The organism is uncultured Bradyrhizobium sp. (genome assembly GCF_936943645.1).
GTDB lineage: Bacteria > Pseudomonadota > Alphaproteobacteria > Rhizobiales > Xanthobacteraceae > Bradyrhizobium.
In genome coordinates, this window is record NZ_CAKZJO010000053.1 from 93,790 (window position 1) to 119,625 (window position 25,836).

General features: G+C 64.1%; 23 protein-coding genes. 7 read left to right on the forward strand and 16 right to left on the reverse strand.

Features of this window, described 5'->3' with window-relative positions:
- Nucleotides 1–221 precede the first annotated feature (221 nt).
- The 6 genes from Q0743_RS12440 to Q0743_RS12465 all read right to left on the reverse strand — a co-directional run bounded on the left by Q0743_RS12440 (nucleotide 222) and on the right by Q0743_RS12465 (nucleotide 6,998).
- A complete protein-coding gene (locus Q0743_RS12440) occupies nucleotides 222–680 on the reverse strand; it encodes a hypothetical protein (protein WP_298241814.1) in 459 nt (152 codons plus the stop codon).
- A complete protein-coding gene (locus Q0743_RS12445) occupies nucleotides 664–1,581 on the reverse strand; it encodes a DUF2950 domain-containing protein (protein WP_298241815.1) in 918 nt (305 codons plus the stop codon). The genes Q0743_RS12440 and Q0743_RS12445 overlap by 17 nt, the downstream gene beginning before the upstream one ends.
- On the reverse strand, nucleotides 1,578–3,218 hold the full coding sequence (locus tag Q0743_RS12450; RefSeq protein WP_298241816.1) for a DUF3300 domain-containing protein: 1,641 nt from the start codon (nucleotides 3,216–3,218) through the stop codon (nucleotides 1,578–1,580). Before Q0743_RS12450 ends, Q0743_RS12445 begins: the two co-directional genes overlap by 4 nt.
- 153 nt (nucleotides 3,219–3,371) lie before the next feature.
- Nucleotides 3,372–5,255, reverse strand: a complete 1,884-nt coding sequence (locus tag Q0743_RS12455) for an ATP-binding protein (protein ID WP_298241817.1) — start codon at nucleotides 5,253–5,255, stop codon at nucleotides 3,372–3,374.
- Nucleotides 5,256–5,359: 104 nt separating this feature from the next.
- On the reverse strand, nucleotides 5,360–6,592 hold the full coding sequence (locus tag Q0743_RS12460; protein ID WP_298241818.1) for an HlyD family secretion protein: 1,233 nt from the start codon (nucleotides 6,590–6,592) through the stop codon (nucleotides 5,360–5,362).
- A complete protein-coding gene (locus Q0743_RS12465) occupies nucleotides 6,585–6,998 on the reverse strand; it encodes a hypothetical protein (protein WP_298241995.1) in 414 nt (137 codons plus the stop codon). Before Q0743_RS12465 ends, Q0743_RS12460 begins: the two co-directional genes overlap by 8 nt.
- Nucleotides 6,999–7,163: 165 nt before the next feature.
- Between Q0743_RS12465 and Q0743_RS12470 the strand changes: the two genes are divergently transcribed.
- Nucleotides 7,164–7,616, forward strand: a complete 453-nt coding sequence (locus Q0743_RS12470; RefSeq protein ID WP_298241819.1) for a hypothetical protein — start codon at nucleotides 7,164–7,166, stop codon at nucleotides 7,614–7,616.
- A 20-nt stretch (nucleotides 7,617–7,636) separates the two neighbouring features.
- Nucleotides 7,637–8,437 (forward strand): polyphosphate kinase 2, encoded by an 801-nt coding sequence (gene ppk2, locus Q0743_RS12475; protein WP_298241820.1) that lies wholly within the window; start codon nucleotides 7,637–7,639, stop codon nucleotides 8,435–8,437.
- A 42-nt stretch (nucleotides 8,438–8,479) separates the two neighbouring features.
- Here the strand turns inward: ppk2 and Q0743_RS12480 are convergent, their stop codons facing one another.
- The 5 genes from Q0743_RS12480 to Q0743_RS12500 all read right to left on the reverse strand — a co-directional run bounded on the left by Q0743_RS12480 (nucleotide 8,480) and on the right by Q0743_RS12500 (nucleotide 15,960).
- Nucleotides 8,480–8,914, reverse strand: coding sequence for a hypothetical protein (locus Q0743_RS12480; protein ID WP_298241821.1), 435 nt, complete (start codon nucleotides 8,912–8,914; stop codon nucleotides 8,480–8,482).
- Nucleotides 8,915–8,934: 20 nt separating this feature from the next.
- Nucleotides 8,935–10,635 (reverse strand): transporter, encoded by a 1,701-nt coding sequence (locus tag Q0743_RS12485; protein ID WP_298241822.1) that lies wholly within the window; start codon nucleotides 10,633–10,635, stop codon nucleotides 8,935–8,937.
- A gap of 17 nt (nucleotides 10,636–10,652) precedes the next feature.
- Complete coding sequence (locus Q0743_RS12490) at nucleotides 10,653–13,406, reverse strand: decarboxylase (RefSeq protein WP_298241823.1); 2,754 nt, start codon at nucleotides 13,404–13,406, stop codon at nucleotides 10,653–10,655.
- 173 nt (nucleotides 13,407–13,579) lie between these two features.
- A complete protein-coding gene (locus Q0743_RS12495; RefSeq protein WP_298241824.1) occupies nucleotides 13,580–15,283 on the reverse strand; it encodes a SulP family inorganic anion transporter in 1,704 nt (567 codons plus the stop codon).
- Nucleotides 15,280–15,960 carry a YoaK family protein gene (locus Q0743_RS12500; RefSeq protein ID WP_298241996.1) on the reverse strand — a complete coding sequence of 227 codons (681 nt, stop codon included), beginning with the start codon at nucleotides 15,958–15,960 and terminating at the stop codon, nucleotides 15,280–15,282. Before Q0743_RS12500 ends, Q0743_RS12495 begins: the two co-directional genes overlap by 4 nt.
- Before the next feature lie 135 nt (nucleotides 15,961–16,095).
- Here Q0743_RS12500 and Q0743_RS12505 point away from each other — a divergent pair, with 135 nt between their 5' ends.
- Genes Q0743_RS12505 through Q0743_RS12515 form a run of 3 tightly spaced genes read left to right on the forward strand, consistent with a single transcriptional unit; the run spans nucleotide 16,096 to nucleotide 19,292 of the window.
- Nucleotides 16,096–17,784, forward strand: a complete 1,689-nt coding sequence (locus tag Q0743_RS12505; RefSeq protein WP_298241825.1) for an aspartate:alanine exchanger family transporter — start codon at nucleotides 16,096–16,098, stop codon at nucleotides 17,782–17,784.
- 12 nt (nucleotides 17,785–17,796) lie between these two features.
- Complete coding sequence (locus tag Q0743_RS12510; protein ID WP_298241826.1) at nucleotides 17,797–18,684, forward strand: dienelactone hydrolase family protein; 888 nt, start codon at nucleotides 17,797–17,799, stop codon at nucleotides 18,682–18,684.
- Between the two features lie 23 nt (nucleotides 18,685–18,707).
- On the forward strand, nucleotides 18,708–19,292 hold the full coding sequence (locus tag Q0743_RS12515; protein WP_298241827.1) for an invasion associated locus B family protein: 585 nt from the start codon (nucleotides 18,708–18,710) through the stop codon (nucleotides 19,290–19,292).
- A 14-nt stretch (nucleotides 19,293–19,306) separates the two neighbouring features.
- On the opposite strand, the gene Q0743_RS12520 is transcribed toward Q0743_RS12515, so the two are convergent.
- On the reverse strand, nucleotides 19,307–19,675 hold the full coding sequence (locus tag Q0743_RS12520; RefSeq protein ID WP_298241828.1) for a response regulator: 369 nt from the start codon (nucleotides 19,673–19,675) through the stop codon (nucleotides 19,307–19,309).
- Between the two features lie 196 nt (nucleotides 19,676–19,871).
- The gene (locus Q0743_RS12525) at nucleotides 19,872–20,495 is read right to left on the reverse strand and encodes a response regulator (RefSeq protein WP_298241829.1); all 624 of its coding nucleotides are present in this window, start codon (nucleotides 20,493–20,495) and stop codon (nucleotides 19,872–19,874) included.
- A 307-nt stretch (nucleotides 20,496–20,802) separates the two neighbouring features.
- On the opposite strand from Q0743_RS12525, the gene Q0743_RS12530 reads away from it, so the two are divergent.
- On the forward strand, nucleotides 20,803–21,486 hold the full coding sequence (locus Q0743_RS12530; RefSeq protein ID WP_298241830.1) for a helix-turn-helix domain-containing protein: 684 nt from the start codon (nucleotides 20,803–20,805) through the stop codon (nucleotides 21,484–21,486).
- Nucleotides 21,487–21,541: 55 nt separating this feature from the next.
- Here Q0743_RS12530 and Q0743_RS12535 read toward each other — a convergent pair whose 3' ends face one another.
- Nucleotides 21,542–21,997: a potassium channel family protein gene (locus tag Q0743_RS12535; protein ID WP_298241831.1), complete on the reverse strand. Its 456-nt coding sequence runs from the start codon at nucleotides 21,995–21,997 to the stop codon at nucleotides 21,542–21,544.
- A 160-nt stretch (nucleotides 21,998–22,157) separates the two neighbouring features.
- Nucleotides 22,158–23,153 (reverse strand): tripartite tricarboxylate transporter substrate binding protein, encoded by a 996-nt coding sequence (locus tag Q0743_RS12540; protein WP_298241997.1) that lies wholly within the window; start codon nucleotides 23,151–23,153, stop codon nucleotides 22,158–22,160.
- A 210-nt stretch (nucleotides 23,154–23,363) separates the two neighbouring features.
- Between Q0743_RS12540 and Q0743_RS12545 the strand changes: the two genes are divergently transcribed.
- Nucleotides 23,364–24,500 carry a GNAT family N-acetyltransferase gene (locus tag Q0743_RS12545; protein ID WP_298241832.1) on the forward strand — a complete coding sequence of 379 codons (1,137 nt, stop codon included), beginning with the start codon at nucleotides 23,364–23,366 and terminating at the stop codon, nucleotides 24,498–24,500.
- A gap of 28 nt (nucleotides 24,501–24,528) precedes the next feature.
- On the opposite strand, the gene Q0743_RS12550 is transcribed toward Q0743_RS12545, so the two are convergent.
- Nucleotides 24,529–25,752 (reverse strand): NAD(P)/FAD-dependent oxidoreductase, encoded by a 1,224-nt coding sequence (locus Q0743_RS12550; protein WP_298241833.1) that lies wholly within the window; start codon nucleotides 25,750–25,752, stop codon nucleotides 24,529–24,531.
- Nucleotides 25,753–25,836: the final 84 nt, after the last annotated feature.

Sequence of the window (25,836 nt, forward strand, 5' to 3'; positions counted from 1 at the left end):
TCGTGGCGGCAACGCAAATGCGCGCGCCGAGACTTAGAATGCCTCGATCATTAGCGATCGACGGGCGAATGCCCGGAACGATTCAAATGCGCGTTTGATGATTCCAAATCGATGCGGTCAAAATGTCGCGGGAATATTCGGAAGACCGCGCGCGTCGGGAACGTTCCGCGCGACATCTCATTGCTGTCGCTCATATTGCGGCGACAACTGCCGCTGACGCGCTACCTCAGCGAGATCGTGATCTGACTGACATTGGCCGCAAGCTCCAACCCTGCTTTCGGTCCCTGCATCACGATCGTCACGCCCTTTTCGTTGCGCAGATGGACGCCGTTGACGCCGCCGATCAAAGCGAAGCCGCCGCCGACGGAGCTGTAGGTGCCGGCGAAGTCGCTGACCTCCCGGATGCCCGAGGCCCAGCCGTCAAGCCGGCCGACCGTTGCACCGGCCGTGATGCCGAAGCTCATGCCCGTAATCCTGAAGGGATAGGACCGACCGCGATAGGTCAGCACGCCGCTGCCGGCGCCGCCGCCGACCAGAAGGCCGCCCTTGACGATCTTGGCGCGGACGTGACCGGCCGCCTGCGCAAAGGACGGTGTCGCCGGCGCAGCCAGTCCAAGCGCCAACAGCAACATTGCGATCAGGCGAAAGCTCGGCATGCATCGATCACGGCTTTGCGGCATCGACCTTCTTCCAGGTCTGGTCGGGATCGAACAGCGTGGTGCGCTCGGCGATGAAGGTCGTGCGCTTGCCGAGATCCTTTTGATAGACGGTGCCGGCATGGTTGACGAGGAACGTCATCACCCCGGAATTGCCATACTCCGCAGGCCAGGCGATCAGCGCGAACCCGCCGATCATCTTGCCCTTGACGACGTAGTTGAGCGCGCCGCCGGGCGCATCGGAGCCCTGCCCTCTGAGGATGTGGAAATAGTAGCCGTGATAGGGCGAAGGTCCGACATCGCCTGCACGGTAGCCCTCCTTTGAAGCCTCCGCCGCCAGCGCGCCGAGCGGGCTCGGATCGCTGTCGTCGCGCCAGAACAGGCCGTCCTTCTTGCCGGGCGTCGAGACGATGCGCTGGGCGTAGACGCCCGCGCCCTCGCCGCGATCCTTGTCGGCATATTCGTTCTGCGCATCGACATAGGCGAGCGCGGTCTGGATCGCATCGAGCTCGTTGCGCCCGATGCGACGGCGCAGCACCTCGATCCGTCCCTCGTCGGTGTCGAACTCCCAGCCGGCCTTGGTGTTGAGCAACGGGATCGGGAACGGGAAATCGTCAGGCCCGAGCATCAGGGTTGCGGTCTTGTTGCCTTCCGTCTTGATGCCGTGCCTGGCGTCGTACATCGACGTGAAGCGGCGGCGGATGTCGTTGTCCGCGACCTCGTCGCCGGAGGAGACGATGTCGTCGGCAGCGCCGCCGAGCACTTTGAGGATATCGCGGGGTCCGCTCTTCACCGCGGCCGCGAGTGCCGCGGCCGCGTCCTCGGGTGTCTTGAAGGATTGCTGTGCCTGCGCTGCAGACCCCAGCAGCGCCAGCGCCATGAGACCCCGCAACATTGCGCGGCGGATGGATGTCAGGCCGGTCATGGCGTCACCTCTGCAGGGATCTTCGCGCCGCTGGCGAGCCAGTCGCGGTAGGTGCGGAATGTCAGCCCGAGTTTCTCGTAGTCAACACGCAGATAGCCATCGCTGCCGCGCGTCACGGCACCTGGCATCACCCGCTCGACCTCCTGCGCCATGACGCCGACATAGGCCTTGTCGCTGCCGATATAGCTGAAGCGATAATAGCCGAGGCCGCTTGCGAGATGGCCGAGCAGGACGACATCATGCTTCAGCGCGATGTCGGAACGTCGGCCACCGCCACCGCCGCCACGGCCGCCTCCCCCGAAGCCGCCGCCGCCACGCGCTGCCATCCCGCCACCGCCGCCGCGCCCGACCATGCTTGGTCCACCGCCACCGCCGCGCGGCATGTTCGCCATGCTGGAGCGTCCGCGTGCAGATGCCGCGGCCGCCGACCGGCCGGAGGAGACGTTCATCGCGCCGCCGCGATTGCCGCCGCCGCCGCGGTTGGCTGCAGCACCACCGCCCGCGCGGTTCGCCGCCTTGGCGCGATCGCCGCCGCCCTTGGCGCGATCCCCGGCACCAGCGCGATCACCGCCGCCCGGCCGGTCCCGCGTCCCTGCGCTTGGACGATCTCCTGCACCCGGACGATCGCCGCGATTGCCGGCGCGATCACCCGCACGATCACCAGCACGGTCACCCGCGCGATCGCCTGCCCGATCTCCTGCTCGGTCTCCTGCACCTTGATTGGGACGCAGCACCTGGTTGCCGTCACGGCCGCGGAAATCCATCCGGTCCGACACGCCGGCCTTCAGATTGTTGTTGCCGAAGCGCTGTTGAACGTTGCTGTTGTTGTAGCGCACGCCCTGACGATGCGCCGGATTGTGCTGCCAGCCATTGCCGATGTTGGTGGTGCGATGATTGACGTAGACGTTGCGGTTGCCCCAGTTGCAGCCGCCGCCCCAGTAATTGCCCCAGCGCCCGATGGCCCAGGCGGTGCCGAAAGCGAGGCCCGCCGCAACCACGCCTGCACCGATGTAGGATGGGTAGCCCCAATAATAGGGCGGATACTCCGCGTAAGGCCAGCCGCCGTAAACCGTTGCCGGATCGTAATAGGGCACGTACATCTCGGCAGGATTGGCTTGCTGGATCACGACGACCTGCTTGCCCTCCTGCGCCTGCATGCTGACCTTCTGCTGCTTGGTGGTGACCAGCTTCTTGTTGTCATAGGCCTTGGTGCGCAGGCGCTGGATCGCGTCCATCACGTCGGGCTGCTGGGCGAGAAAGGCATCGCCGAGCTTCTTGGTCCATTCGAGCTGGTCGCTCATCATGGTCAACACATCGGCGGTGCTGGCCAGGGCCTTGACGCTGTCGTCCCAGGCCTGCTTCTCGACTTCCGTCTTCAGCGCATCACCCTTTAAAGTCTTGCGCTCCTTCAGCCAGCGGTCGGCCTGCACGACCTCCAGCGGATAGGTTGAGGCCGCGAGCACGTTGGCCAGGAGTTCGTCGGGATAGAGCGCGATCGGCGCGACCAGGGCCTCCAGTTGCTCCGGCTTCAGGAGTTCGGCGGTTGGCGCGGGCGGGGTTGCGGGCTGCGCCGTGGCAACGACCGACGTCGCCATCACGAGCGCAAGTGCCATCAGGGTCTTGCCGCAGCGGAACATCACATCCTCCCTCGGACTTCCAGCGTGGGACGATCGGGCCGGGACGCGGAGGTTTGTTGATCGAGATCAACGAAACGAGGTGATCGCAACTGCTGCGGTGCGGGAGCAAGGCCCCATTCGACCAGCTCGGCATCCACGGCCTGCGAGGCCTGGTCAGCGGACGATCGGGAGCCTGATCGTGAACAACGCCCCGCCCGCGGGCTGGTTCGCGGCCGAAATCGAACCGTGATGGGCCTCGATGATGGTCTTGACGATCGCGAGCCCCATGCCCATGCCTTGCGGCTTGGTCGTGAAGAACGGATTGAAGACGTTCGCGAGATCGGAGACATCGATCCCGGGTCCCGTGTCGCCGACCTTGATCTCGGCCTCCTTGCCGGCGCGCAAGGTCGAGACGCTGACCTCGCGCTTGGCAGCGTCCGCGTCGGAGATCGCATCCATCGCGTTGATGATCAGGTTGAGAACGACCTGCTGAAGCTGGATCGGATCGCCTCTGACCGGCAGGTCGGTCACGGCGGCCACGTAGATCAACGTGATCCGGCGCCCATCGGCGACAGCCTGCACAAGACCGATGGCTTCGCGCACCATGTCGTTGAGCTCGATGTCCTTGAGCTCGAACGGTGTCTTCCTCAGAACGCTGCGCAGCCTGCGGATCACCTCGCTCGCCCGCTGATCGTCGCGCCTGATGTCGGCAAGGATCTGCCGGATCTCCTTGATATCGGGTGAAGCTGCCCTCAGCATGAGCTCCGCGGTTTCGGCGTTGGTCAGGATCGAGCCGAGCGGCTGGTTCAATTCATGGGCGATCGAGGTGGTCAGTTCGCCGACGGCCGAATAGCGGTTGGCGTGGGCAAGCTCGGCAAGGCGCTGGCGCGACTCGATCTCGGCGAAACGGCGGCCCCTGCGCTCGTGCAACAGCCCGCTGATGAGGCCCGCCTGAACCAGGAAGACCGACGTGATCAACAACATCTGCCAGCGATAGCGCTCCCAGATATTCGGTTCACGGAACATGATCTCGGCGTCGGGAGGCAGCCGACTTTCGCTGATGCCCCAGCGCCGCAATTCCCGCCAGTCATATCGCGACGCCGCGAAGCCGATCGGCTCGTATTTGATGCTCCCCGGTTTCGCGCCGCCGAGAATACCGATCGCGGCACTGACCGTCCGCGAACTCGTGTCCTTGATCAACTGCATCGGCCCGCCGACCGTACCGTTCCCGAAAAACGGCTCCTGATAGGAGAAGATCGGGGCATTCGCGACCGCATGCAGGCTGCGCAGCGCGATGTCGCTCTCATGCACGACGCCGGCCGCATCAACCGACATCAGGCCCCAGAACAGCACGGTGTGTGGCGGAAGCGTCGATGCGCGCTTGAGGATGTCATCGAACGACAAATCCGAATACCAGACGAACTCCAGACGCCCGGCGAAAGGTTTGAGCTCCCGCTTCACCTCCTCCACCCAGAACTTCTCGAGCGGCGAGGCGCCAATGATGATCGCGACCGATTTGGTGTCCGGAAGAACCTGGAGAATGTTGTCGAATGCGGCGACGAAATCGTTGCGGATCGCCACGACGACGTCGTTTTCGCCGAGATCGGCGCGATCAATCAGCCGGCGCTCCACCGCGGCCAGAACGAGCGGCGTATCGGGAAACAGTCTTGCGCGATATCTCTGTGCAAACCGGGCGGCAGGCGCGCCGATGCTCAAGACGATATCAGGCATCGCCCCTTGGTAGAGCGACTGCAGATACTCGACGAACGGCGCCTCGGGACCGGGATTGTTGAAGCGCGCCGTGAGCAGCGCATGCTCCTGGATATCCAGCGGCCACGGCGATTGCCGCTCAAGCTCGGCCTTGATGTCGCGCGCATACTCGCTCCAGGGGCGAAACTCGCGGCCGAAGGAGTGCAGCACCAGCACGCGCTTGAGCTCGCCGCGCAGGCTACGCCCGACGGCCTCCGCGCGCCCGGGCGCGAGGCACGCGGCGACGACCAGGCAGATGCACGCCAGTGCGGCCGCAGCTGACCTGGGCCTGACCGAAACACCGCACATGCGTCCGCTCTGCTCCACTCCCGCAGCTTCCGACGGCTGCGTTCCGGACAAATCTAGCGGGAATAGCGTTGCCGGGACAGTGCCGACGACGCGATCGAACCCGCTCAATGTCCGCTCAGCACCAGGGTCTGGATCGGCAGCAGCAACGCCTGAATGCGCAGCAGCAGCGCGTGAACGAGGCCGACACCGTCGACGACGTGCAGCGCGATCTTCCGGCTGGTCGGCGTATCCTTGGCCGAGATCTCCTCGTGGTTGCTCGTATAGGCGTTGACGACGCAGCTGCTGCCGGGGGTCACGCCATCCAGGCCCCCTTTGTAAAGCGGCTCCATAAACACCAGGATGGCGCCGGGACGGACCGCGTTCTGTGGATCGACCAGCAGCTCTCCGGACCGGAATTGCCCGGCTGCGATGTAATCCTGCACGGTCGTGATCACCATCGGGATGATGACCCATGGCTTGGAGATGCAGGTCGCTTCCGCGACCATGCCCTCTTTCATCACCTGCGCCTCGATCTGGCCGAACCCGGCCTGGAGCACCTTGCGACCGGCTCCCTCCGGAATGAGCACGCCCGCAGGCCGCATCAGCTGATTGACGACGTCCCCCGGGCGCACCAGGAACTGCTCGACACGCCCATCGACGCCGGCGCGGACGACGGTCTTGTCGAGATCCACCTGGGCCTGATCGAGCGCGGCCTCGGCGCTCGCCTTCTGCGCCGGCAGCAGGACGGCGATCTGCATGGACACGGATTGCTTGGCGGCATTCGCCGCGTCGATCCCCGACTGACGTTGCTCGACCAAAACCTGGAGCTTGTCGATATCACGTTGCGGAACGATGCCGGGATTGCGCCGCTGCAGCTCGCTCTTGACCTCGAGCTCGTCCTTGGCCTGCTGGTAATTGGCCTTCGCCTCGCCGACCTGCGCTTCTGCCTTGACGACGTCAGCCTGCGCCGTCTGTATGGCGGCATCGACCTCAGCGACCTTCCGCCTGGCGGTCTCCAGCGCCGCCTGCTGCTTCGAAGCGTCGAGCGTGAACAGGACATCGCCCTTCTTCACGGAAGCGCTGAAGCCGACCTTGACATCGGCGACGCGGCCCGAGCCTTCGGGCAGAATCGGCACCGTGCGAAAATAAAGCGTCGCCGATGACGTCGCCGGATGGAAGTAGAAGATCATGGTGATCAGCGACACCGTCAGCATCAGGCAGCCCGTGATGCCCCAGCGCAGCTCGTACCAGATCGAGAAGAACGTGATCTCCTTGCCGAAGCGCTTGCCCTGGGCGTATCGGCGATAGAGATAGTCGGGCAGGATCGTCAGCAGCGAGCAGAACATCAGCTCAAACATGGCTGTGCTCCTTTGCCGGCGCCGGCTTGTCTGCCGCGGGCGTCGCGGCTTCGGGCGGGACACTCTCTCCATCGGCGGCCGGCGTCGCCTCCGCAATCTTCTCGACGGACCCGGCAATGCTGCGGAGCGGCGTGCCAAAATCCGGAAGGTCGATCATCGCGAGCAGCAGACCTGCAATCCAGAAGATATGCATGTGCGTAAACAACGAAATCAGGCCGAGCACCGCGACGAATTCGAATTGCAGCTTTTGCGATTTGTGTGCCATCCGCTCGGGCAGGCTGTGCAGTTTCCAGTAGAGCGTGCCGACCCAGAGCACGGTGCCGATCAGGAACAGGCCCATCACCACCATCAGCGTATCGGTCCCGCTCCCCGGCGCCAGATAGAACGGCAGATGGTGCGGTGCCATCGGATGCAATTGGTCACTCAAGCGTCTCTCCCGGTCGGCGCAGGTCCACTTGCGTCACTCTGTTCAGGCAGCTTCCCGGATTGCTTGACTTGAATCAAGAGAATGTACCCGGCCGGACCTAGCGTTTCCTCGATGCTGATTGGATAACTATCAGGAGCCGCAGCCATGGCCGGCCTCGACGATCTCATCCCCAACGCCGCCCAGATTCGGAAGGAAGCCGCCCTCAAGGAGGCCGAGAAGGCCGAAGAGTATGTCCGCCTCGCCGCCGCGGCCGATGCCGAGAAGCGCGCGCTGATCGAGCGGCTCAGCAAGCCTTCCGGCAAGAGCGAGGAGGAGAAGATCAAGCTCGCCTCGACCATCATCCAGCGTGCGGTGCGAAACGGCTTGACGGAGGTGCTGGTCTATCGCTTTCCCAACTCGCTCTGCACCGACAAGGGGCGCGCCATCAATCAGATGGAAAAAGGATGGGAAACCACGCTGACCGGCATTCCCAAGGAGATTTTCCAGCTCTGGACCGACTATTTGAAGCCGCGGGGCTATCGCATCGCCTACCAGGTCATCGATTTTCCCGGCGGCGTACCCGGCGATATCGGCGTGACCATTTCCTGGGACGATTGAGCGCAGCAGGGGGAAACGGCATGGCCAAGGATGCGCCCGCGGAGCGAATGAAGCGGAAGGATTACGAGAAGCAGCTGGAGAAGCTTCAGGTCGAGCTCTGTCATCTCCAGGACTACGTGCGGGAGAACAAACTCCGCGTCATCGTGCTGTTCGAGGGCCGCGACGCCGCCGGCAAGGGCGGGACTATCAAGGCCATCACCGAGAAGGTCAGCCCGCGCGTGTTTCGCGTCGTCGCCCTTCCCGCCCCGTCGGACCGCGAGAAGACCCAGCTCTTCTTCCAGCGCTACATGGAGAAGTTTCCGGCCGGCGGTGAGATCGTGATCTACGACCGCAGCTGGTACAACCGCGCCGGCGTCGAATATGTCATGGGCTTCTGCACACCCGCCGATCACGAGCGCTTTCTCAAGCTCTGTCCGCAGATGGAGAGATACGTTATCGAGGGCGGCATCATCCTGATCAAGATCTGGCTCGAGGTCGGGATGGACGAGCAGGAGCGCCGCTTCAAGGCGCGCATCGACGATCCCGTCCGGCAATGGAAGCTCAGTCCGATGGACCTGGAATCCTTTCGGCGATGGTACGACTATTCAAGGGCGCGCGACCTCATGCTGAAGAAAACGAGCACGAAGGAGGCGCCCTGGTACATCATCCGCTCCGACGACAAGCGGAGGGCCCGGTTGAACTGTATCGCCCACCTTCTTGGCGCCATTCCCTACAAGCGTGTCAAGAAGGACAAGATCAAGCTGCCGAAGCGTTCCGACAAGGGCCGCTACAACGACCAGGCCAGCCTGAAGGGCATGAACTTCGTCGCCGAGCGGTATTGAACGCGAACGGGCTGCGCTGCCGCAGCCCGTCGCCGCCTCGGGTCACTTCAAGCGGATCGTGACGCCACCGACGGCCGCCGACACTTCCGCACCGACCTTCGGACCGCTGAGCTGGAGGATCACGCCGTTGCCGTTCTGCAGCTGGACGGCACCGGCGCCCGCGGCGACCGCCCCGCCCGCTCCGCCCACGGCGTAGGAGCCTTCGATGGATGCAGGCCCCTTCAGATTGAGCGCCCGGCCGACGAACTTCGTGGTCGACGCCCCGACCGTGAGGCCGACGCTCATGCCGGAGACGGTGAAGGGATATTTCTTGCCCCGATAGAGCAGAACGCCCTCTCCACCACCGACGCCGACAATGAAGCCGCCCTTGGTGAACACGACGGCGACCTGGCCGGTCTCGGCGCGCGACGGCGTGCTGAGACCGGTCAGGACTGCAATCGAGGCAACCAGCGCAATGCCCGTGGCAAGTTTCTTCATGACGTACTTTCCCCTTGTGATCATTGCGCAAGAATCATCGCGAAATAGCCGAACACGGTAAGCAGGATGCCCGACACGGCGTAGCCGACCGGGAATCCGATCCAGGGCACGGAGCTCTGGATTTCGACCGCAGCTTCGCGGCACGGACCGGAATGCGAGCGTGCGCCCGCGACGCCGCCCATCAGCACCGCCGGATTGATCTTGAAGACGTGGAAGCCGATCGCCCAGACGATGAACGGCGGGATCGTGCAGGCAATGAAGCCGACAAGGAAGATCTTCAGAGCGACCGCGCCGGTGAGTTGAGCCAGCAGTCCGGCGCCGGCATTGACGCCGACGATGGCCACGAAGACGATGAGGCCGAGATCCTCCAGCACGTTGCGCGCCGCATTCGGCGTGTTGCCGAAGAAGCGAAGGCGCGACACGATCGAGGATACGATCACGCCCGAGAGCAGCAGGCCGCCGGCATTGCCGAGGCCGATCTTGGCGCCGAACGCCGGGAACTCGATCTTCCCGATCAGGAAGCCGAGGATCATGCCGACCGCCAGCGTCAGCAGATCGGTCGAGGTGTTGGACCGCGCGATCCGGCCCCACATCTCGCCGAGCTCGCTGACCGCAGACTTCAGGCCGACCACGGAGACGATGTCCATCCGCTCCAGCTTGGTCTTGAGACCGGCCGGAATCTGCACGCCGCCTCGTTCGACCTTGGTGACCTGCAACTGGCCCGCGAGCGCGGTGTCGCGGAAGGACTCGAACGTACGTCCCACCATCTCCTTGTTGGTGACGAGAATCTCCGCCTGGTCCATCGGGATGCCGAGCGTCTTGGCATCGGCGACCTCCGGCCCGATCAGACCCATCTTGTCGGTGAGATGCTCGGTCGAGCCACCGAGTGCGACGACGTCGCCCCTCTGCAGCACGAGCTCGGGGTCGGCACCTTGCGCCTCGCCACCGCGCGAAACGTTGACGATGCGGTATTCCGGGTTGATTGTCCGGAACTTGGCGATGCTCATCCCCGCCGTTGCCGGATTCTCCAGCCTATAGGCACGCAGGCCGAACTGGCGGAAGCCCGTGAGACCGCCACCCTCGAGATCCCTGACGCCAAATTCCTGCTCGTACTGCCGGGCCGCCGCCTTCGCATCGACACCCCACCAGCGCGGCAGATATTTGCAGATCAGGATGATGCCGACGGTACCCCAGATGTAGGTGATACCGTAGGACAGCGCGATCATGCCGGAGGCATCCTCAGCCTTCATGCCCTCGGGCAGCTTGACGACGCCCGAAGTGACGGCCTGCTCGGCCGAACCGATCGCCGCCGACATGGTCTGGGACCCCGCCAGCATGCCGCCGGCCGCACCGGGCGGAAGCGAGAACATCTTGGCGCCGATGACGACCAGCGCGAGCCCGAGGACGCTCGACACCAAGGCCAGGATGCAGAACTTCAGTCCGTCGCCCTTCAAACTGTTGATAAAGGACGGGCCGACGCGCAAGCCGACGCCGTACATGAAGAGATAGTAGAACAGGCTCTTCGCAAAATTGTTCAGCTCCAGCTTCACGCCGTAGCTGGATGCCCAGACGGAAACGCCCGCGCCGACCACGATGGCGCCGGCGACCATGCCGAGGCCATAACCCTTGATGCTGGCCCGGCCGATATAGACGGCGAGACCGACGACGAAGAACAGCAGCAGATACGGGTTCTGCTGCAGGAACGTGAAAAACGCCTGCATGTTGGTCCCCTCCAAGCCTATGACGCGGCCTTGAGCTTCGGCTGCGCGCCGGGTTTCGGCCGGCCGAGTTTCGCCAAGGCTTCGGTGCGAACGAGCTTCAACCCTTCCTTGGCGTCGTAGCCGTGGATCTCCTTCACATCGAGCTTGCGCATGAAGTCGATGGTCTCCTGCGTGATGACCTGTCCCGGCACCATGATCGGGAAGCCCGGCGGATACGGGATCACGAAGTTGGCCGAGACGAGCTCAGGTCCCGCCTTCAATCGCCGATCGATCTCGGGATCGTTGAGGCGGATGTGCTCGCAGCCGGCGACGTCATAGGCGGCGTAGAAGCCGGTGCGGATGTCGCCTTCGTTGGTCCTGGTGCCGGCATCGCCGCGGAAGCTCGGGTGGAAATGCGAGAAGTTCGGCAGATCCGGCACGTCCTTCATCAGGCTCGTCACCCGCGCCTCGAACGTCTTGCGGGCATTGGCGCCGCCATGGGCAAGGCCGCGATCGATCTCGCCCGCGATTTCGGCGAGCACGCGGACGAGATGCGCGACGTCACTGCGGGTGTTGTTGATGTTGGACTGGACCAGGACGGAGTTGCGCGAGGTCTTGTTGACCTGAATATTGTACTCGTTGGCGAGAATGCCCTTGAACTGCGTGCCGTCATAACCGGCCATGCCGCACACCAGCGTCATGCGGGTCGGGTCGAGGCAGAACTCATCCTCATCCAGGCTCTTGAGCGTATTCGCCCAGTTGACGCCGGGAGCGAGAAAGTCCGTGAAGCCGCTCTGGCGGTATTGCGCGGGCACCATGGCGTCGGCACCGAGGATGCGGAAGTATTTCGAGATCAGCGGATTGTTGTTGACCGCCTGGCGGATCGCGAACGCGATCTCGATCGCATTGGCGACGAGGCCATAGCCCTCCAGCTCCATCTGCCGCCGCGAGATGTCGAGGCTGGCGATCAGTTGCTGGTTCGGGCTGGTCGAGGCATGGGTGAACACGGCCTCCTTGAATTGCTGCTCGACCGTATGGAATTCGACGTCCTTCACCGAGAGCATCGAGCCCTGGCGGATCGCCGACATCGACTTGTGGGTCGAGTTGGTCTGGTAGACGCGCAGCCGGATCAGGCGCGGATCCGGGATCAGCCTGGTCTTGAGCAGCACCTCGTCGGACGGATTCTTGCCGAGCTCGGCCTGCTGCTTCTCATAGGCCGCAACCGACTTCGGATCACGCATCCACGCCTCGATCTCGTTGGCGGCGCCAAGTCCGGTGCGGCGGCGCAGGAACGGCGAGAAGCGCGCGAAGCCAAACCAGGCCTCGTCCCACAGGAAGATCAGATCGGGCTTGATGGCGAGACATTCCTCCATCACCCGGCGGGTGTTGTAGATGTGGCCGTCGAAGGTGCAATTGGTGAGATCGACCATCTTGACGCGGTCGAGCCGGCCGTCCGCCTTTGCGTTCAGCAGCGCCTGCTTGATCGTCTTGAGCGGCACCGCGCCGTACATCGAATATTCCGTCATCGGGAACGCCTCGACATAGAGCGGCTGCGCGCCGGCCAGCACCATTCCGTAATGATGCGACTTGTGGCAGTTGCGGTCGACGATCGCGATGTCGCCGGGCGCGAGCAGCGCCTGCACCGCCATCTTGTTCGAAGTCGAGGTGCCGTTGGTGACGAAGAAGACGCGGTCGGCGCCGAGCGCCCTCGCCGCCTTCTCCTGCGCCTTCTTGATGTTGCCGGTCGGCTCGAGCATGCTGTCGAGGCCGCCGGTGGTGGCGCTGCTCTCGGCCAGGAACAGGTTCGGACCGTAGAACTCGCCCATGTCGCGGATCCAGTCGGACTTGAAGATCGACTTGCCGCGCGCGATCGGCAGCGCGTGGAAGGTCCCGATCGGCCGCTGGGCGTATTTCTTCAGATTGTCGAAGAACGGCGTGTCGTAACGATCCTGGATGCCTTCGAGGATCGACAGATGCAGCTCCAGAAGCTCTTCGACGGAATAGAAGATGCGGCGAACCACATCCGCCTCGGGATTGCCGGCCAATTCCTCCACGTCGCGGTTCGAGATCATGTAGAGATCGAGCTCGGGCCTGATGCGCTTGATGATCTGTGCGAGCCGCAGCGCCGACGCGTCGGTTTCGTCGTTGAGTCCGGCGGTAGCCATGATCGAGCGCAGCACCGGCGCATTGTGCCGCGAACGCAGGCCGAAGCCCTCGTTGATGATGACGGCCCCGATGTTTGGATTGAGCATCGTCGCGCAGAACGCATCCTCCAGGCTACCGACGATGACGGGTTCATAGATGAAGGCATCGACCGGACGACGCAGCTTGCGCCATTCGGCCGCAAGGGCGGGCCATTGGCCGGGCGACACGCCGGTGACGACAAGCGTCTCGAAGTACGGCCTGCGCGCCGTATGCGCGCCGAAACTCGGCGGCACCAGCTCGGGTGCATCGCCATTACCGTCATCCTTGGCGCTCCAGTCGCCGGCATGTTGGCGGAAGGACCGCGTGGCCAGCGCCTGGGCAATCCTCGTGGCAAGAGCGAACGAGGTCGCGCCGTCGCCGGCGGCCGCCGCTTCCCGCAGCGCCGCCATCAGCTGCATCCCGGGATAACCGTGAAATTCTTCCGTGATCGAAAGATCGGCCAGCACCGCATCGTAGGCCGCGCGATTGCCGACCCGGGCCCAGGTCTTGGCTGCCTCGACCAGATCGCGCCAATCGTCCGCCCGGGCGCCCGGGCCGGAAAAGAACTGGTCGATGCGCTTTTGCGCGGGCTTCGTGTCCTTGGCCATGTGTCTCTCCCGATCCTCGACTGTCCCTGCCGGTCTCTTGATCTTCGCTGGGACAAAAATGATGCGTCATCGTGGGTTCGGGGCCGGCGACTCCATTGATCCAAGTCAACGGTCGGACTCATTCTCAGGGGAGCATCGTCCGAGACGACAGTTCGCATTGCAGCACACAGCCGTCAGGCTGTTCGGTGCCCAGTGACGGCCTGCTCGTCGCCGAGCACGCTGTCGAGCGAGCGCAGCCATTGGATGCTATCGGTCTTCTCCGCGAGCCCCTCGGCATGCAGGAGATCGCGGAGCTGCGCATGCGCTCCGACGATGCAGAGCGCGACCTTCCGCGAGGCAAGCTCGTCATGAAGGTCGTGCAGCATGTGCGCTCCGGCGAGGTCGATATAGGGCGATGCCGAGAGATCGCAGATCACCAGCCGAAGCTCCGATGACGCCGCGAGCGCATCCAGGATCCGGTCCAGAACGGTCTCGGCGTTGATATAGAGCAGCGAGGCTTCGGGCCGGAACGCAATGATTCCGGTCAGGGGTTCGACCCCTTCGTGCCTCGCGCTGTCCGAATAACGGCCGCTGCCGGGCAAACGGCCGATGAAGGCAACGTGCGGCTGCGAGGCCCGCGCCAGCAGCAACAGGATCGATGCGATCGAGGCGAGCAGGACGCCTTGCAGGATTCCGAGCAGCAGCACGGCAATCAGGGCAATTCCTGCGGCATAGAAATCGATCCGGCTGACCCGCCACATCCGCAGGAGCGCACGGATATCGACGAGCTTGTAGACGGCGGCAAAGACGATGGCCGCAAGCACCGCCTTGGGCAGATTGGTGAGCAGCCCCGTGAAGAACAGAAGGCACAGTCCGAGCGCCGCCGAGCAGATCACCAGTGCCAGCGGGGTCCGGGCGCCAGCATTGTCATTGACCGCGGATTGCGACAAGCCGCCGGCGACGGGATAGCCATGCCCGAGCGCGGCCGCGAGGTTCGCGGCTCCCAGTCCCAAAAACTCCTGGCGAACATCAAGGGAATAGCCGTGCTTGGCGGCGAAGCTGCGCGCGGCCGAAACACCCTCGATATAGGCCAGCAGCACACATCCGGCGGCGAGCGGGAAAAGATCGTCGAACTCCAGCAAGCCGAAGGCCGGTAGCGCCAACGCCGGCAGTCCCTGCGGGATCGTGCCGGTGACGGGCACGCCGAGAGCGGGAAGGCCGAGCAGCGTCGCTGTCGCGATGGCCAGGGCAACGATCGCGATTCCGACCGGCCGGCCCGGCAGGAGCCGCTCGCCAAACAGAAGCATTGACAGCGCGACGGCGCCGATGGCGAGCACGAGCGGGTCCGTCGCGCCGATCTGGCCGGACAGCTTGATCGCCCGGTCGAAGAAATTGTGGCCGCCGCCGGCAACGCCGAGCAGGCTCGGCAACTGGCTCATGATGATCGTGAGCCCGGCCCCGGCCTTGAAACCGACCAGGATGCTGTCGCTGACGAGGCGGACCAGCACGCTCAGCTTGAACAGCCAGGCGATGAGGCACAGCACCGCCACCGCAAAGGCCGCAAGGCTTGCGATCTGCGCATAACGCACGGCATCCCCTCCGGCCAGCGCTCCGACGGTGCTCGCAATCATCAGGGAGATCGCCGAGGTCGGCCCGATCGCAAGTTGCCGCGAGGCTCCCAGCAACGCGTAGCCGAGGCCGCCGAGCAGATAGCCGTAAACGCCAACCTGAGGCGGCAGTCCGGCCATCGCGGCATAAGCGAGCGAGACCGGGATGGCGTAAGCGGCGAGCGTGATGCCGGCGACCGCATCTGAAAAGAGCCACTCCCGCCGATAGGCGGCAAGCCAGCTGGCCGGCGGCAAGAAACGCATCCATCCCGGTTCCGACGGCGCGCTCATTGGACGGCGCTCTGATGCGAGGCTTCGCAGCGCAGCAAGACGACCAGCAGCGCCACCACTGGAATACCGAGCGCGAGCCTTGGAATGGCTTGCGTGGCGAAGGCACCCGCCGCCGCGCCGAAGCCGAACATGGCGCACAGGGCAAAGAGGATGCTCGAACGGCGCAGCGTCCCGGGTGGCGCGGCTCCGGCCGCGGCCACAAAGACTGTCTCGATCCCCTGGCGCAGGTTGCCCGTGATCATCACCGTGCTGCACGTAACGCCTTCGACCCTGGTGAAGATCGCGGTCTGCATCGCGGCGACGAGCGAGATGCCGAGCGTTCCGGCCAGATCCGGCAGCCTGTTATGCAGGATACCGATTGCGATCAGCAGCAGAATTTCGAGCAACGTGCTGATTGCGCTGGCCCGCTCGCCCGCAATGCGGCGCAGCCATGCGGCGATCACGATACCGCTCGTAAAGGCGAGAAGCGGCGGCACGAAGTGAAGAGCCCTGGTCCAGTTGCCGGCCGTCGCATAGACCCAGAGGAAGATCAGGTTGGCGGTCTGGGCATTCGCCATCACGCCGTGGATGATCCATGTATAGGCGTCGATATAGCCGCCGGCGAAAGCGAGCAACAGGACGATCTCGACCGTCTCGTCACGACGGGTCGCGCCTGCTGCGAGATCAAGAACGCTCATGTCGACGATGCCGGTTGACGCGAGCTGTGCATCGCCCGATTGGCCGTGCCTTGTCGCTCGCAAGTCTTGATCTGGATCAAGCATCCCCGCGATTTCGCGAATGAGATCGTGACGACGCGCCGGGGGAGATGCGACATGGATACCGTCAGGTGGATCATCGCCACTGCTCCGGAAATCTTTCTGCTGATCGCGGTCGCCATCGGCACGATCCTGGGCCGGGTCCGGATCCGCGGTTTTGCCGTCGGGACCACCGCCTGCATCCTGATCGTGTCCGTGCTGCTCGGACAGCTCGGCCATTTCGCATTTCCCGCGTTGCTGCGCGTGATCCTGTTCAGCCTGTTCGTCTTCACGATCGGCTATCGGTCGGGCCCCGAATTCTTCGCCTCCTTGAGCGTCCGCACGCTGGCCCAGGTCGCCGTGGCGCTGGTGCTGGGCGGCACGGGTCTCGTCATCGTCCTGTTGTTCGCCCGTGCCTTCAGCCTCGATCCCGGCACCGCCTCCGGAATTGCGGCCGGCGCGCTGACGCAATCCTCGGTGATCGGAACGGCGTCGGGCGCATTGGCCCAGCTCGGCCTGCCCAAGGATATGCTGAGCCAGCAAGAGGCGAACATCGCGGCGGGCTACGCGGTAACTTACGTGCTCGGCTATATCCTGACGCTGTTGTTCGTGCCCTTCGTCGCGCCGAAATTGATGCGGATCGACCTGAAGGCGGAGGCCAAGAAGCTCGAGACCGAACTTGCCGGCGGTGACCCGCCGAAGACTGAAAACCTGTCCTATCGCAAGTTCCAGGCCCGCGCCTATCGGGTGACCGCAGGCGCCGGCCGCACCGTCAAGTCGATCGAGGAGGAAATCGGAAGCCGCACCGTCGTCGAGCGCATCGTCCGCCAGGGCGCCGACGTCGAGCCGCATCTGGAGACCGTGCTGGAAGCCGGCGACGACATCGTCATCGCCGGCCGAACCGCCGTCATCGTCGCCGCCAGGCCGATCATCGGCACCGAGATCGACGCGGATGAGATCCTGAAAGCCGTCCCGGGCAACGTGATCGAGGTGCTCGTGGACAATCGCCATCTCCATGGCCGTTCGATCCAGGACATCGCAGCACGTGTCGGCACCGACGCCCGCGGCGTCTTCCTCCGCGGCCTCACCCGCATGAGCCGCGAGGTGCCCTTGAGCGCGGACACGCGGGTCTATGTCGGGGACGTCATGACGCTGGTCGGCAGCACGCGCAATATCGAGCGTGCGGCAAAGTCGATCGGTCAGATCCTGCGCTCGGGTGATCGCACCGACATCGCGTTTCTGGCCGCCGGCATCGCGGCCGGCCTGCTCGCGGGGCTGGTCAGCTTCAGGGTCGGCGGCGTTGCCCTGACGCTCGGCGGTGGCGGCGGCGCCCTGATCGCCGGCCTCGTCTGCGGCTGGCTGCGGTCGCGCAAGCCGATCATGGGGGCAATGCCGCCGGCGGCTCAGCAGACCCTGAGTGATCTCGGGCTCGGCGGCTTCATCGCGGCGATCGGCCTCGGCAATGGCGCCGCCGCCTGGGCTGCGATCCAGGCGCACGGGTTGCTTCTGGTCGGCATGGGCCTCGTCATCACCATCGTGCCGCTGGTCGTCGCAACGCTGTTTGCCCACCACGTGCTGCGCATGAATCCGGTCATTGCCTGCGGCGCATTGGCCGGTGCCATGACGGTCGATGCCGCGGTGACCGGTGCGTGCGAGGTCGCCGAGAGCCAGACGCCCGTCCTCGGCGTCGCCGTCCCCTACGCGGTCGGGAATGTGCTGCTGACCGTGCTCGGGCCGATCATCGTCGCTGCGACCTATAGCGGATGATGGAGTTCAGTGATGGCGCAGCCGGCCAGATCGCCGCTGAGTTACGTCGCTGCCCTGCTGTTCGCCTGGGCCATTTTCACTCCGGCCGCGCGCGCCGGAGACGACGTCCGCATCCGGGAGGAAGTCTGGGCGCTGCCGCTCGCGCTGCCGATGTTCGCCTATCTGGTGCGCCCGGTCGGCGACGGCCCCTTCCCGCTCGTGATCATGAACCACGGCGTCTCGCTCAATCCGACAGACCGCAGCTTCTTTCCGCTGGTCGAATTCCGCGACGCCGCCCAATGGTTCGCAAGGCGCGGCTACCTCGTGGTAGCGCCGGTCGGCACCGGCTATGGCGCAGCCGCCATCGACATTCCCGAGCGCGCGGTCTACGGGCCGTTCTTCTCCAAGATCGGCAGGTGCGGCAATCCCAACTTCCGCGACGCCGGCCTTGCGGTCGCCAAGACCGACCTTGCGATCATCGACTATCTGGCCGCCGAGAAGCGCATCGTCCCCAAGGACGTGATCGTGGTCGGGCAGTCCGCCGGCGGCTGGGCCTCGATCGCCCTGTCGAGCCTGAACCCGCCGCAAGTCAGAGCGATCATCGCCTTTGCTGCGGGCCGCGGTGGCCGCGTCGGCGGCAAACCGAACAACAACTGCGCGCCTGACAGACTGGTGGAGGCCACCGCGGGTTTCGGCCGCACCTCGCGTGTGCCGATGCTGTGGATCTACATCGAGAACGACACGTTCTTTGGCCCTGATCTGTCGAAGCGCATGCACGCGGCCTTCACGACGGCCGGCGGCCGCGCCGAATATCATCTGATGCCGCCCTTTGGCGATGAAGGGCATTTCTTCATCGGGTCGAAAGATGCGATCCCGCTCTGGTCGCCGCTGGTCGCGAAATTCCTCGACGCGCAGAAGTGATTGTCCGACCGAAAGATCCGATCATGCCCAATGCCCGCAACTGCTTTGCAGCTCTTCTGGTCATCGCCCTCGCCGGCACCGTGACGCCATCGGGACACGCCACCCCGAAAGCCGCCCGGGCCGAAAAGCCGGCTGAAGTCGTGCCGCGCGGCCAGCGTGAAGCCAAGGACATCAGCTACGGAAACTGGCAGAAGCTCTGCTACAAGGCCGGCGGCGCGCCCACGCTTTGCCGGACCTCGATCACGGGCCAGTTCGCGACCGGACAGACGGCCATCCGGGTCGATCTGATCGAGCGCGAAGACGCCGCCACGACCCGGCTGCAACTGTTCGTGCCCGTCGGCATGTACCTGCAGCAGCCACCCAGGCTGCGTGTCGACCAGGGAGCACCCGTCCGCGTGCCCTATACCTGGTGTCTCACCAATCTATGCGTCGCCGCCGATGTGGCCGCGCCGAAGATGATCAAGGAGATGGAGTCCGGCACGACCCTGACGCTGGAACTCGTCGATTCGAATCTCCTCGCCATGACGACTTCGATTCCCCTGACGCAATTTGCTTCCGTCCATAAGGGAACGCCGGCCAGGACGCTGGAGCAAGATATCGACGAATGAGGACCTGAATGACCTCAGGAGATACGGGCGCGTTCGACGGACCCGATCAGTGACTGCGCCGTAAATGGCTTGGTCAGATAAGCGATGCAGCCGGAGCCGAGCGCCGCAGCACGGTTCGCCGGACTATCGTTGCCGGTGATGTAGATCACCGGTGCGGTGACGCCCTGCTCAGCCAGGCTGCGCCGTGCGTCGATGCCGGATCTTTCTCCGAGATCGATGTCGAGAACAATGCAGATCGCGGTGTCGAACTTGCCGTACCGGAGCAAGGCGCCCGCAGATTCGAACAGTGTGACGTCGAAGCCATATCCGCGCAGCAGTCTGTTCATGCTGGTCCGCATGGACAAATCGTCATCGACGACAAAAACGGACCGGCGTAGTGGCAAGGCGATCTGCCTTTTCGGAAGATGAGCGAGCCGCGGGAGCTGCGATCACGATTGGGATACTGGATACGCTTGCTCTGCGTTGTCGACCCGAGGCCTGTGCATCATTGCGCACGGCGCGGCGTGCACTGTCAACACGCCTCCATACTGTCCTTTGGGGCAGTCACATCGTGAGAACCGGCTTGCGATGACAAGATTGCTAATGCTCGTTCGCACCGATCATTCCGAGCCGCTCCGCGATCGAAACGAGCTCTGCAAGTGAATGAACCTGCATCTTCTCCATGACCTGGTGGCGATGTGCCTTCACGGTACGCTCGGTGGTCCCGAGCTCATGCGCAATCTGCTTGTTGATCCGGCCGCGCACGATGAGGTTGAACACCTGCCGCTCGCGTTGCGTGAGGGTAGCCAGATGAGCGCGAAACGTCTCCAGCCTGCTGCGCTGGGCGCGCGCAGCCCGCTGACCTGCCAGAGCCCGCTCGATGGCATCGATCAACTGCTCGGAGGATATCGGCTTGGTCAGGAAGTCTTCCGCTCCCGCCTTGATCGCCCGCACGGTGGTCGGCGTGTCTGCGTGCCCGGTCAGGAAGATGATCGGCAGGGTCGATCCGGACGCGATCAATCGAGCTTGCAAATCCGGACCGCTCAATCCCGGGATCCGCACGTCGAGCAGAATGCATCCCGCCTGCTCGTCATCCAGCGCGGATTCCAGCAACTCCAGGGCGGACGCATAGGTCGCGACCTCATAGCCCGCGAGCTTCAACCGCCGCTCGATCGCCGTCCGAAAGGACTCGTCGTCGTCGACCACGTGAACGAGACCCGGCACCTTCAACCTCTCGCCCGGTTCCGGCGAGGGCCATCGACACCCCCGCTCTCCAAAAGTCCGTCTTCAACAGTCTGTGGACCGAAATATCGGCTCGCAATGAGCCAAAATCCCCGCAGTGGCGGCGACTTCTCATTCCACGCACTCAAGCCTCCGAACTGTCCCTTGGTACAATGAACCTCGGGACAATGGATTGAAATACCGCCTTGGTCGAAGATCAACCTCGGCGGGAGCGGGACAGCGCGGCGCATTCCCGGCTGGAGATATTTCGTCCGACGAACCAATTCGGCGATGAGCTGAGGGTTTTGCCATGTTTGTTCGCATCACCACCGATTCCGCGCTGCGCCCCAATTCCCTCCGTGACCTCGGCATGACCAGCGATTCAAAAGCGCTCGTCAGTTTAAGCGAATTTTCTTACAGAAAAGGAACGGAGATATATGGCGAGAAGGAGCCTGCCGAATACGTCTATCAGGTCAAGGCGGGCGCCGTCCGAAGTTACAAGCTGCTGTCGGACGGCCGCAGGCAGATCGGCGCATTCCACCTCAGCGGGGACATTTTCGGCCTCGAGAACGGCAACGAGCACCGATTTACGACGGAAGCGGTCGTCGATACCACGGTGCGCCTGATCAAGCGGCAAAGCCTCGAAACGGTAGCCGAAAGCGATGCGACGGTCGCCAAAAACCTGCTCAGCATGACCACGACCAATCTCCAGCATGCTGAAGACCACATGCTGCTGCTCGGCCGCAAGACCTCCCTGGAGCGGGTCGCGGCGTTCCTGCTCGAAATGGACAAGCGGCTGACGGCGGCGGGCGTCATGGCGCTCCCGATGTCGCGGCGCGATATCGCCGACTATCTTGGCCTGACACTGGAGACCGTCTCGCGCGCCCTGTCGCGCCTGCACGAGCTCGGCGTCCTCGGCTTCATTGGCAACACCCAGCGCCAGATCGTGTTGCTCGACCGGAGCCAACTCGCCAGCCTCGATCTTCAATCCTAGACGGAACGCCGATCGCGATTGACCACCGATCGGGGGCTCTGCCCCCGCAGCCTCTTCATATCTGGCGCGAACCTGGACCGGGAGCTTCGGTCAGTCCGAGATGCTCGAGCGTCTTGCGCAGCACCTCGAAAAGAATGGCGGCGGACCAGCCGAACAGCAGGACGCCATTCATGGCGGTCAATGGGCCGATCAGCCGCCATTCGCCGACCGGCGTGATGTCGCCGTAGCCGAGCGTGGTGTAGTTGACGAAAGCGAAGTAAAGCAAGTCACTGCCGGCAGCCGCCGCCTGGACGATTTCGTAGGTCGCGGCCCAGGTCAGGATTTCCAGCATGTGCGCAAGCTTCAACACCACGGCAGTTGCGATCATGACGCCCATCAAGTGCAGCCTCGGTCGCCTGGTATGACGCAGGCCCGCGCTGCGCGCGATCCCGACGGCAACGACCGTCACGAGCGCGTGCAGCCCGATATTGATCACGCTCACCAGCGTGCCGACGAGAAACTGCAGCATCATGCTAACCACCCAGACGTCATGTTGCCCCCGGCTGCCTTGCTCCGCACGCCACACCCGGGGCCAAGCGACCACTGCAACGATTGATCCAGATCAATGGAGCTCAACGAGCGCGATGTCTCGCCAAGGAGCCGCTCGCAACTCGCACGTGACCGGCGCGACCTCAGTCGCGCTTGAGCCCGATCGACTTGACGATGGGGGTAAGGCGGGCCAGTTCGTCCTCGACCAGGCGCTGAAATTTGTCGGGGCCCGAATCGAGATCCGGCTCCAGACCTTGCGAACGATAGCCTTCCTGCAAATGAGGATCGTCCATCGCCGTGCGCGTCGCCGCGGCGACCCGCTCCACGATCGTATCCGGGGTCGCTCTCGGAGCGAACAAGCCAAACCAGCCGGCATATCTGAGGCCCGGCATCCCTTCCTCGATCACCGTCGGAATCTCCGGCGCGCCGCTCAACCGCCTGTCGCTCGTCACCGCGATCAGCCGCAGCTTGCCCGCAGAATGCAGTTGCAGGAGCTGGCTCGACACCACGGCGATCACCGAAGAAATCTGTCCACTCACCAGGTCGTTGGTCGCGGGCCCCATGCCTCGATAGGGAACGTGGACGAAATCCGCCGCAAGGCCGGATTGCTGCCTGAACATCTCTCCGATGAGATGATTGCCGGTGCCGACGCCCGGAGTGCCGTAGGACAACTTGCCCGGATTGGCCCTGGCGAAAGCTATCAGCTGCTTCAGGTCCTTGACCGGCAAGGACGGATGAACCGCGAATGCCAGCGTGCTGGTGATCAGCCGGTAGATGGCGCGGAAGTCACGAACCCCGTCATAGGCCGGCTGCGCCGAGGACAACGGGATCATCACCTGCGTGCTGCCATTCCCGAGCAGAAGCGAATAGCCGTCGGGCGCACTCTGCGCCACCGCGGCGGAGCCGATCGCGCCTCCCGCGCCGCCGATGTTCTCGACGTAGATCGGCCCCAGCAGCGGGGCGACCCTGTCGGCCCAGGGACGGCCAATCTGATCGCCTGCGGCGCCGGCCGTATAGGGAATAACCAGCCGGATGGCCCGGACAGGGTAATCGTCGGCGACTGCGCCACCGGGCCAGGCGGCGAGCGCCGCTATCCGGGCCGCCTTATCAAGCAGTTCTCGTCGCGAGATGAGCGTCATTGGCTGCGAATTCGGGACCGTGGTGAGCGTGCTACACGAATGAGGAGGCCAGGCGGCTCCGGGACTTAAAGATTTGGTAACGATACCAACGCGATTGATCACATTAATGCAAATCGCACGCCGCCGGTGTCTAGCCCGAAACCACCCTGCTATAAAGCGCAGCTACGGCTCAATCGATCTTCGCGAATTGTCCGGTTTCCCTGATTGCGCATGAACAAGCCCAGCAACACGTTCGACATCGGCATCGAGCCATCGTTCGACTTTCTGTCTCCGGAATATGCCGAGCTGTTTGACCGCTCGGCAGCCACCGCGTTTCAGCATCCGATCTGGCTGCACAGCCTCTATGCCCGGCTCGCCGCGAATGCCGGCGCAACGCCTCTCGTCGTCGTGGTCCGACACCACGCGACCGGGGTCCTCGCGATGGTGCTGCCCCTGCTCCGGATCCGACGCGGCCCGATCCGAACGGTCGAGTTCGCCGACCTGCGCGTCTCCGATTATCTGGCACCGGTTTGCAGCCCGGAGGTGTTTTCGCAACTGCTCGACGACGCGGCGGCATGTGCGCAGATTCAGCGCCTTGTTCGCCCTTTCGATCTGTTGCGCATGACCAAGCTGCCCGATGCGCGGCTGCCGATCGAAAACCTCCTGGCGGCATCCCGTCGCGTCTCGATGGACACCAATGCCTACGCGACGGTGCTCGTGGCGCCATTCGAGCAATGGCGGGCCAGCGCGATCGACCGCTCCTATCAGAAGGAGCTCGCAAAGAAATATCGCCAGCTCCAGAAGAAGGGCGAGTTGAGCTTTTCATGCTGCAGCGACAGCACCTCTGTGCTCGAAGCGCTGGAAGTGATGAAGAAGTTTCGCGGTCCGCGCTTTCAGGCGCAGGGCGACGGCGACCTGCTTCAGCGTCCGGAATATTTCGGCTTCTATTCCGACGTGGCGCTCCGTGGTCTCGGCAGCTTCGTGCGCCTCTACGCCATGAAGATGGACGGCGAAGTGATCGCCGCCGTGCTCGGACTGTGCCATCGGGGCAGCTTCCTCATCATCATGAGCGCCTTCGACATTACCGGCTACAAGAGCCAGTCCCTGGGCGCGCTGATGTTCGAGCAGGTGGCGCGCGATTGCATCGAGCGCGGAGACCAGATGCTCGACTTCACCATCGGTGACGAGCCCTACAAGAAACTGTTCGGCGGGCAGCCTTCGCCGATGTGGGCGGTCACGCAGGTCGGCAGCACCGCCGGCACCATCGCGCTGTTTGCGCTGAAGCAGGCGCCGTGGCTGAAGCTGGCGGCCAAACGGCTATCGGATTTGCGGCTCCTGCCCGCCCGCACCCCCACGCCCACGCGCTGATCCGCCGGCCGGCGGAGACGCGCACATCTCAGGCGCGCAGCGCGCCGCGGACGCGTCCAAGCCAGCCCGGATGCATCTGATCGACACGGTGCGCCAGGCTGCGCCGCAGAAAGTGCAGCCGACGCCGGACATCCCAGCCGATATCGTTGCGAGAGGTCAGGGCCTGGCGGAATCGCGCCATCTTCAGAGACTGCTGGTCCGCCGCGATCTTGTCGCGATCGGAATAGAACTGCGAGATCTTGTCCAGGCCCATCCCGGGCGACGCGAGCCATTTCGGCGCATATTCGGTGCACAGACGATCGACGTCCACCAGCAGGCGCGCGACGCCCGTTCCGGCGGCGGGACAATTGGTCTGGAAGGCATCACCGATGAGCACGATGCCCGGCTGGAGATGTCCCTCGACGACGGTCAGATCCATCACCCAGTTCTGGACCTTTTCGATGACGCGGAAATCGCCGAGATAGGTCCGCAGTCCCGGCAGCAGACGCAAGAGCGTCGCTTCCGGCTCGCGACGCAGCTCGCGCATGATCGGATCGGTCGGGTCGCGGAACATGAAGAGATTGGCGCGCATGCCGGCGCGGACGGGGAACAGGCTGAGATAGTCGATGCCATCGGCCGTGCGCTCGCCATAGCAGGTCAACGCCTCGAAATCGAACGGGCGACCGTCTTGGCGGCCAATCGTGAAACCGAACGACACCGAATGGCGCTCGGCCAAGATCCGCCGCTTGATACCGAGTTTATAGCCGAGAGCCGTCGCCATGCCGGTCGCGAGCACGACGAGGCGCGCGCTCACGCGCCGCCCCGAGGCCAGCGCGAGATGCTGGACGTCGTCGCTGCTGCTGATCGCGGTGACCTCGTCGACGATCGGGCTAGAGGAAGCAGGTATCTGGCTGCGCGCCATCGCGACGAGATCGGCATAGGAAAACCCATAGGCCTGACCGACGCTGACATCGACCACCTTGCCTTCCCGGATGTTGAGCACCTGATCATACCGACAAGCGGCATTCTCGAGCGCGTTGAAGAAGCCCAACTTGCGCAACAAATCCAGTTGATGGCCGCCGATCTTTTCGACCCGGAATTCGTCGGGCTGAACCGCGCGCTTCTCGATCAGGGCGACGCTATGCCCTGCCCGCGCCAGCACCGCAGCCGCAAGCGATCCTGCAAGGCCGCCGCCGACGATCGCGATGTCCGCAACAATACGCGAAGGTTCAGCTGCGGCGTTCGGTTCGGTCACGGTTCTATCCACCGTCATGATCTGGGCTCCCACGGTCAACTAAAGTCGCACGTGCAATTCTCCCGCCTGATCCCGCATCGCGGGGTCGAGCGCGATGATTTC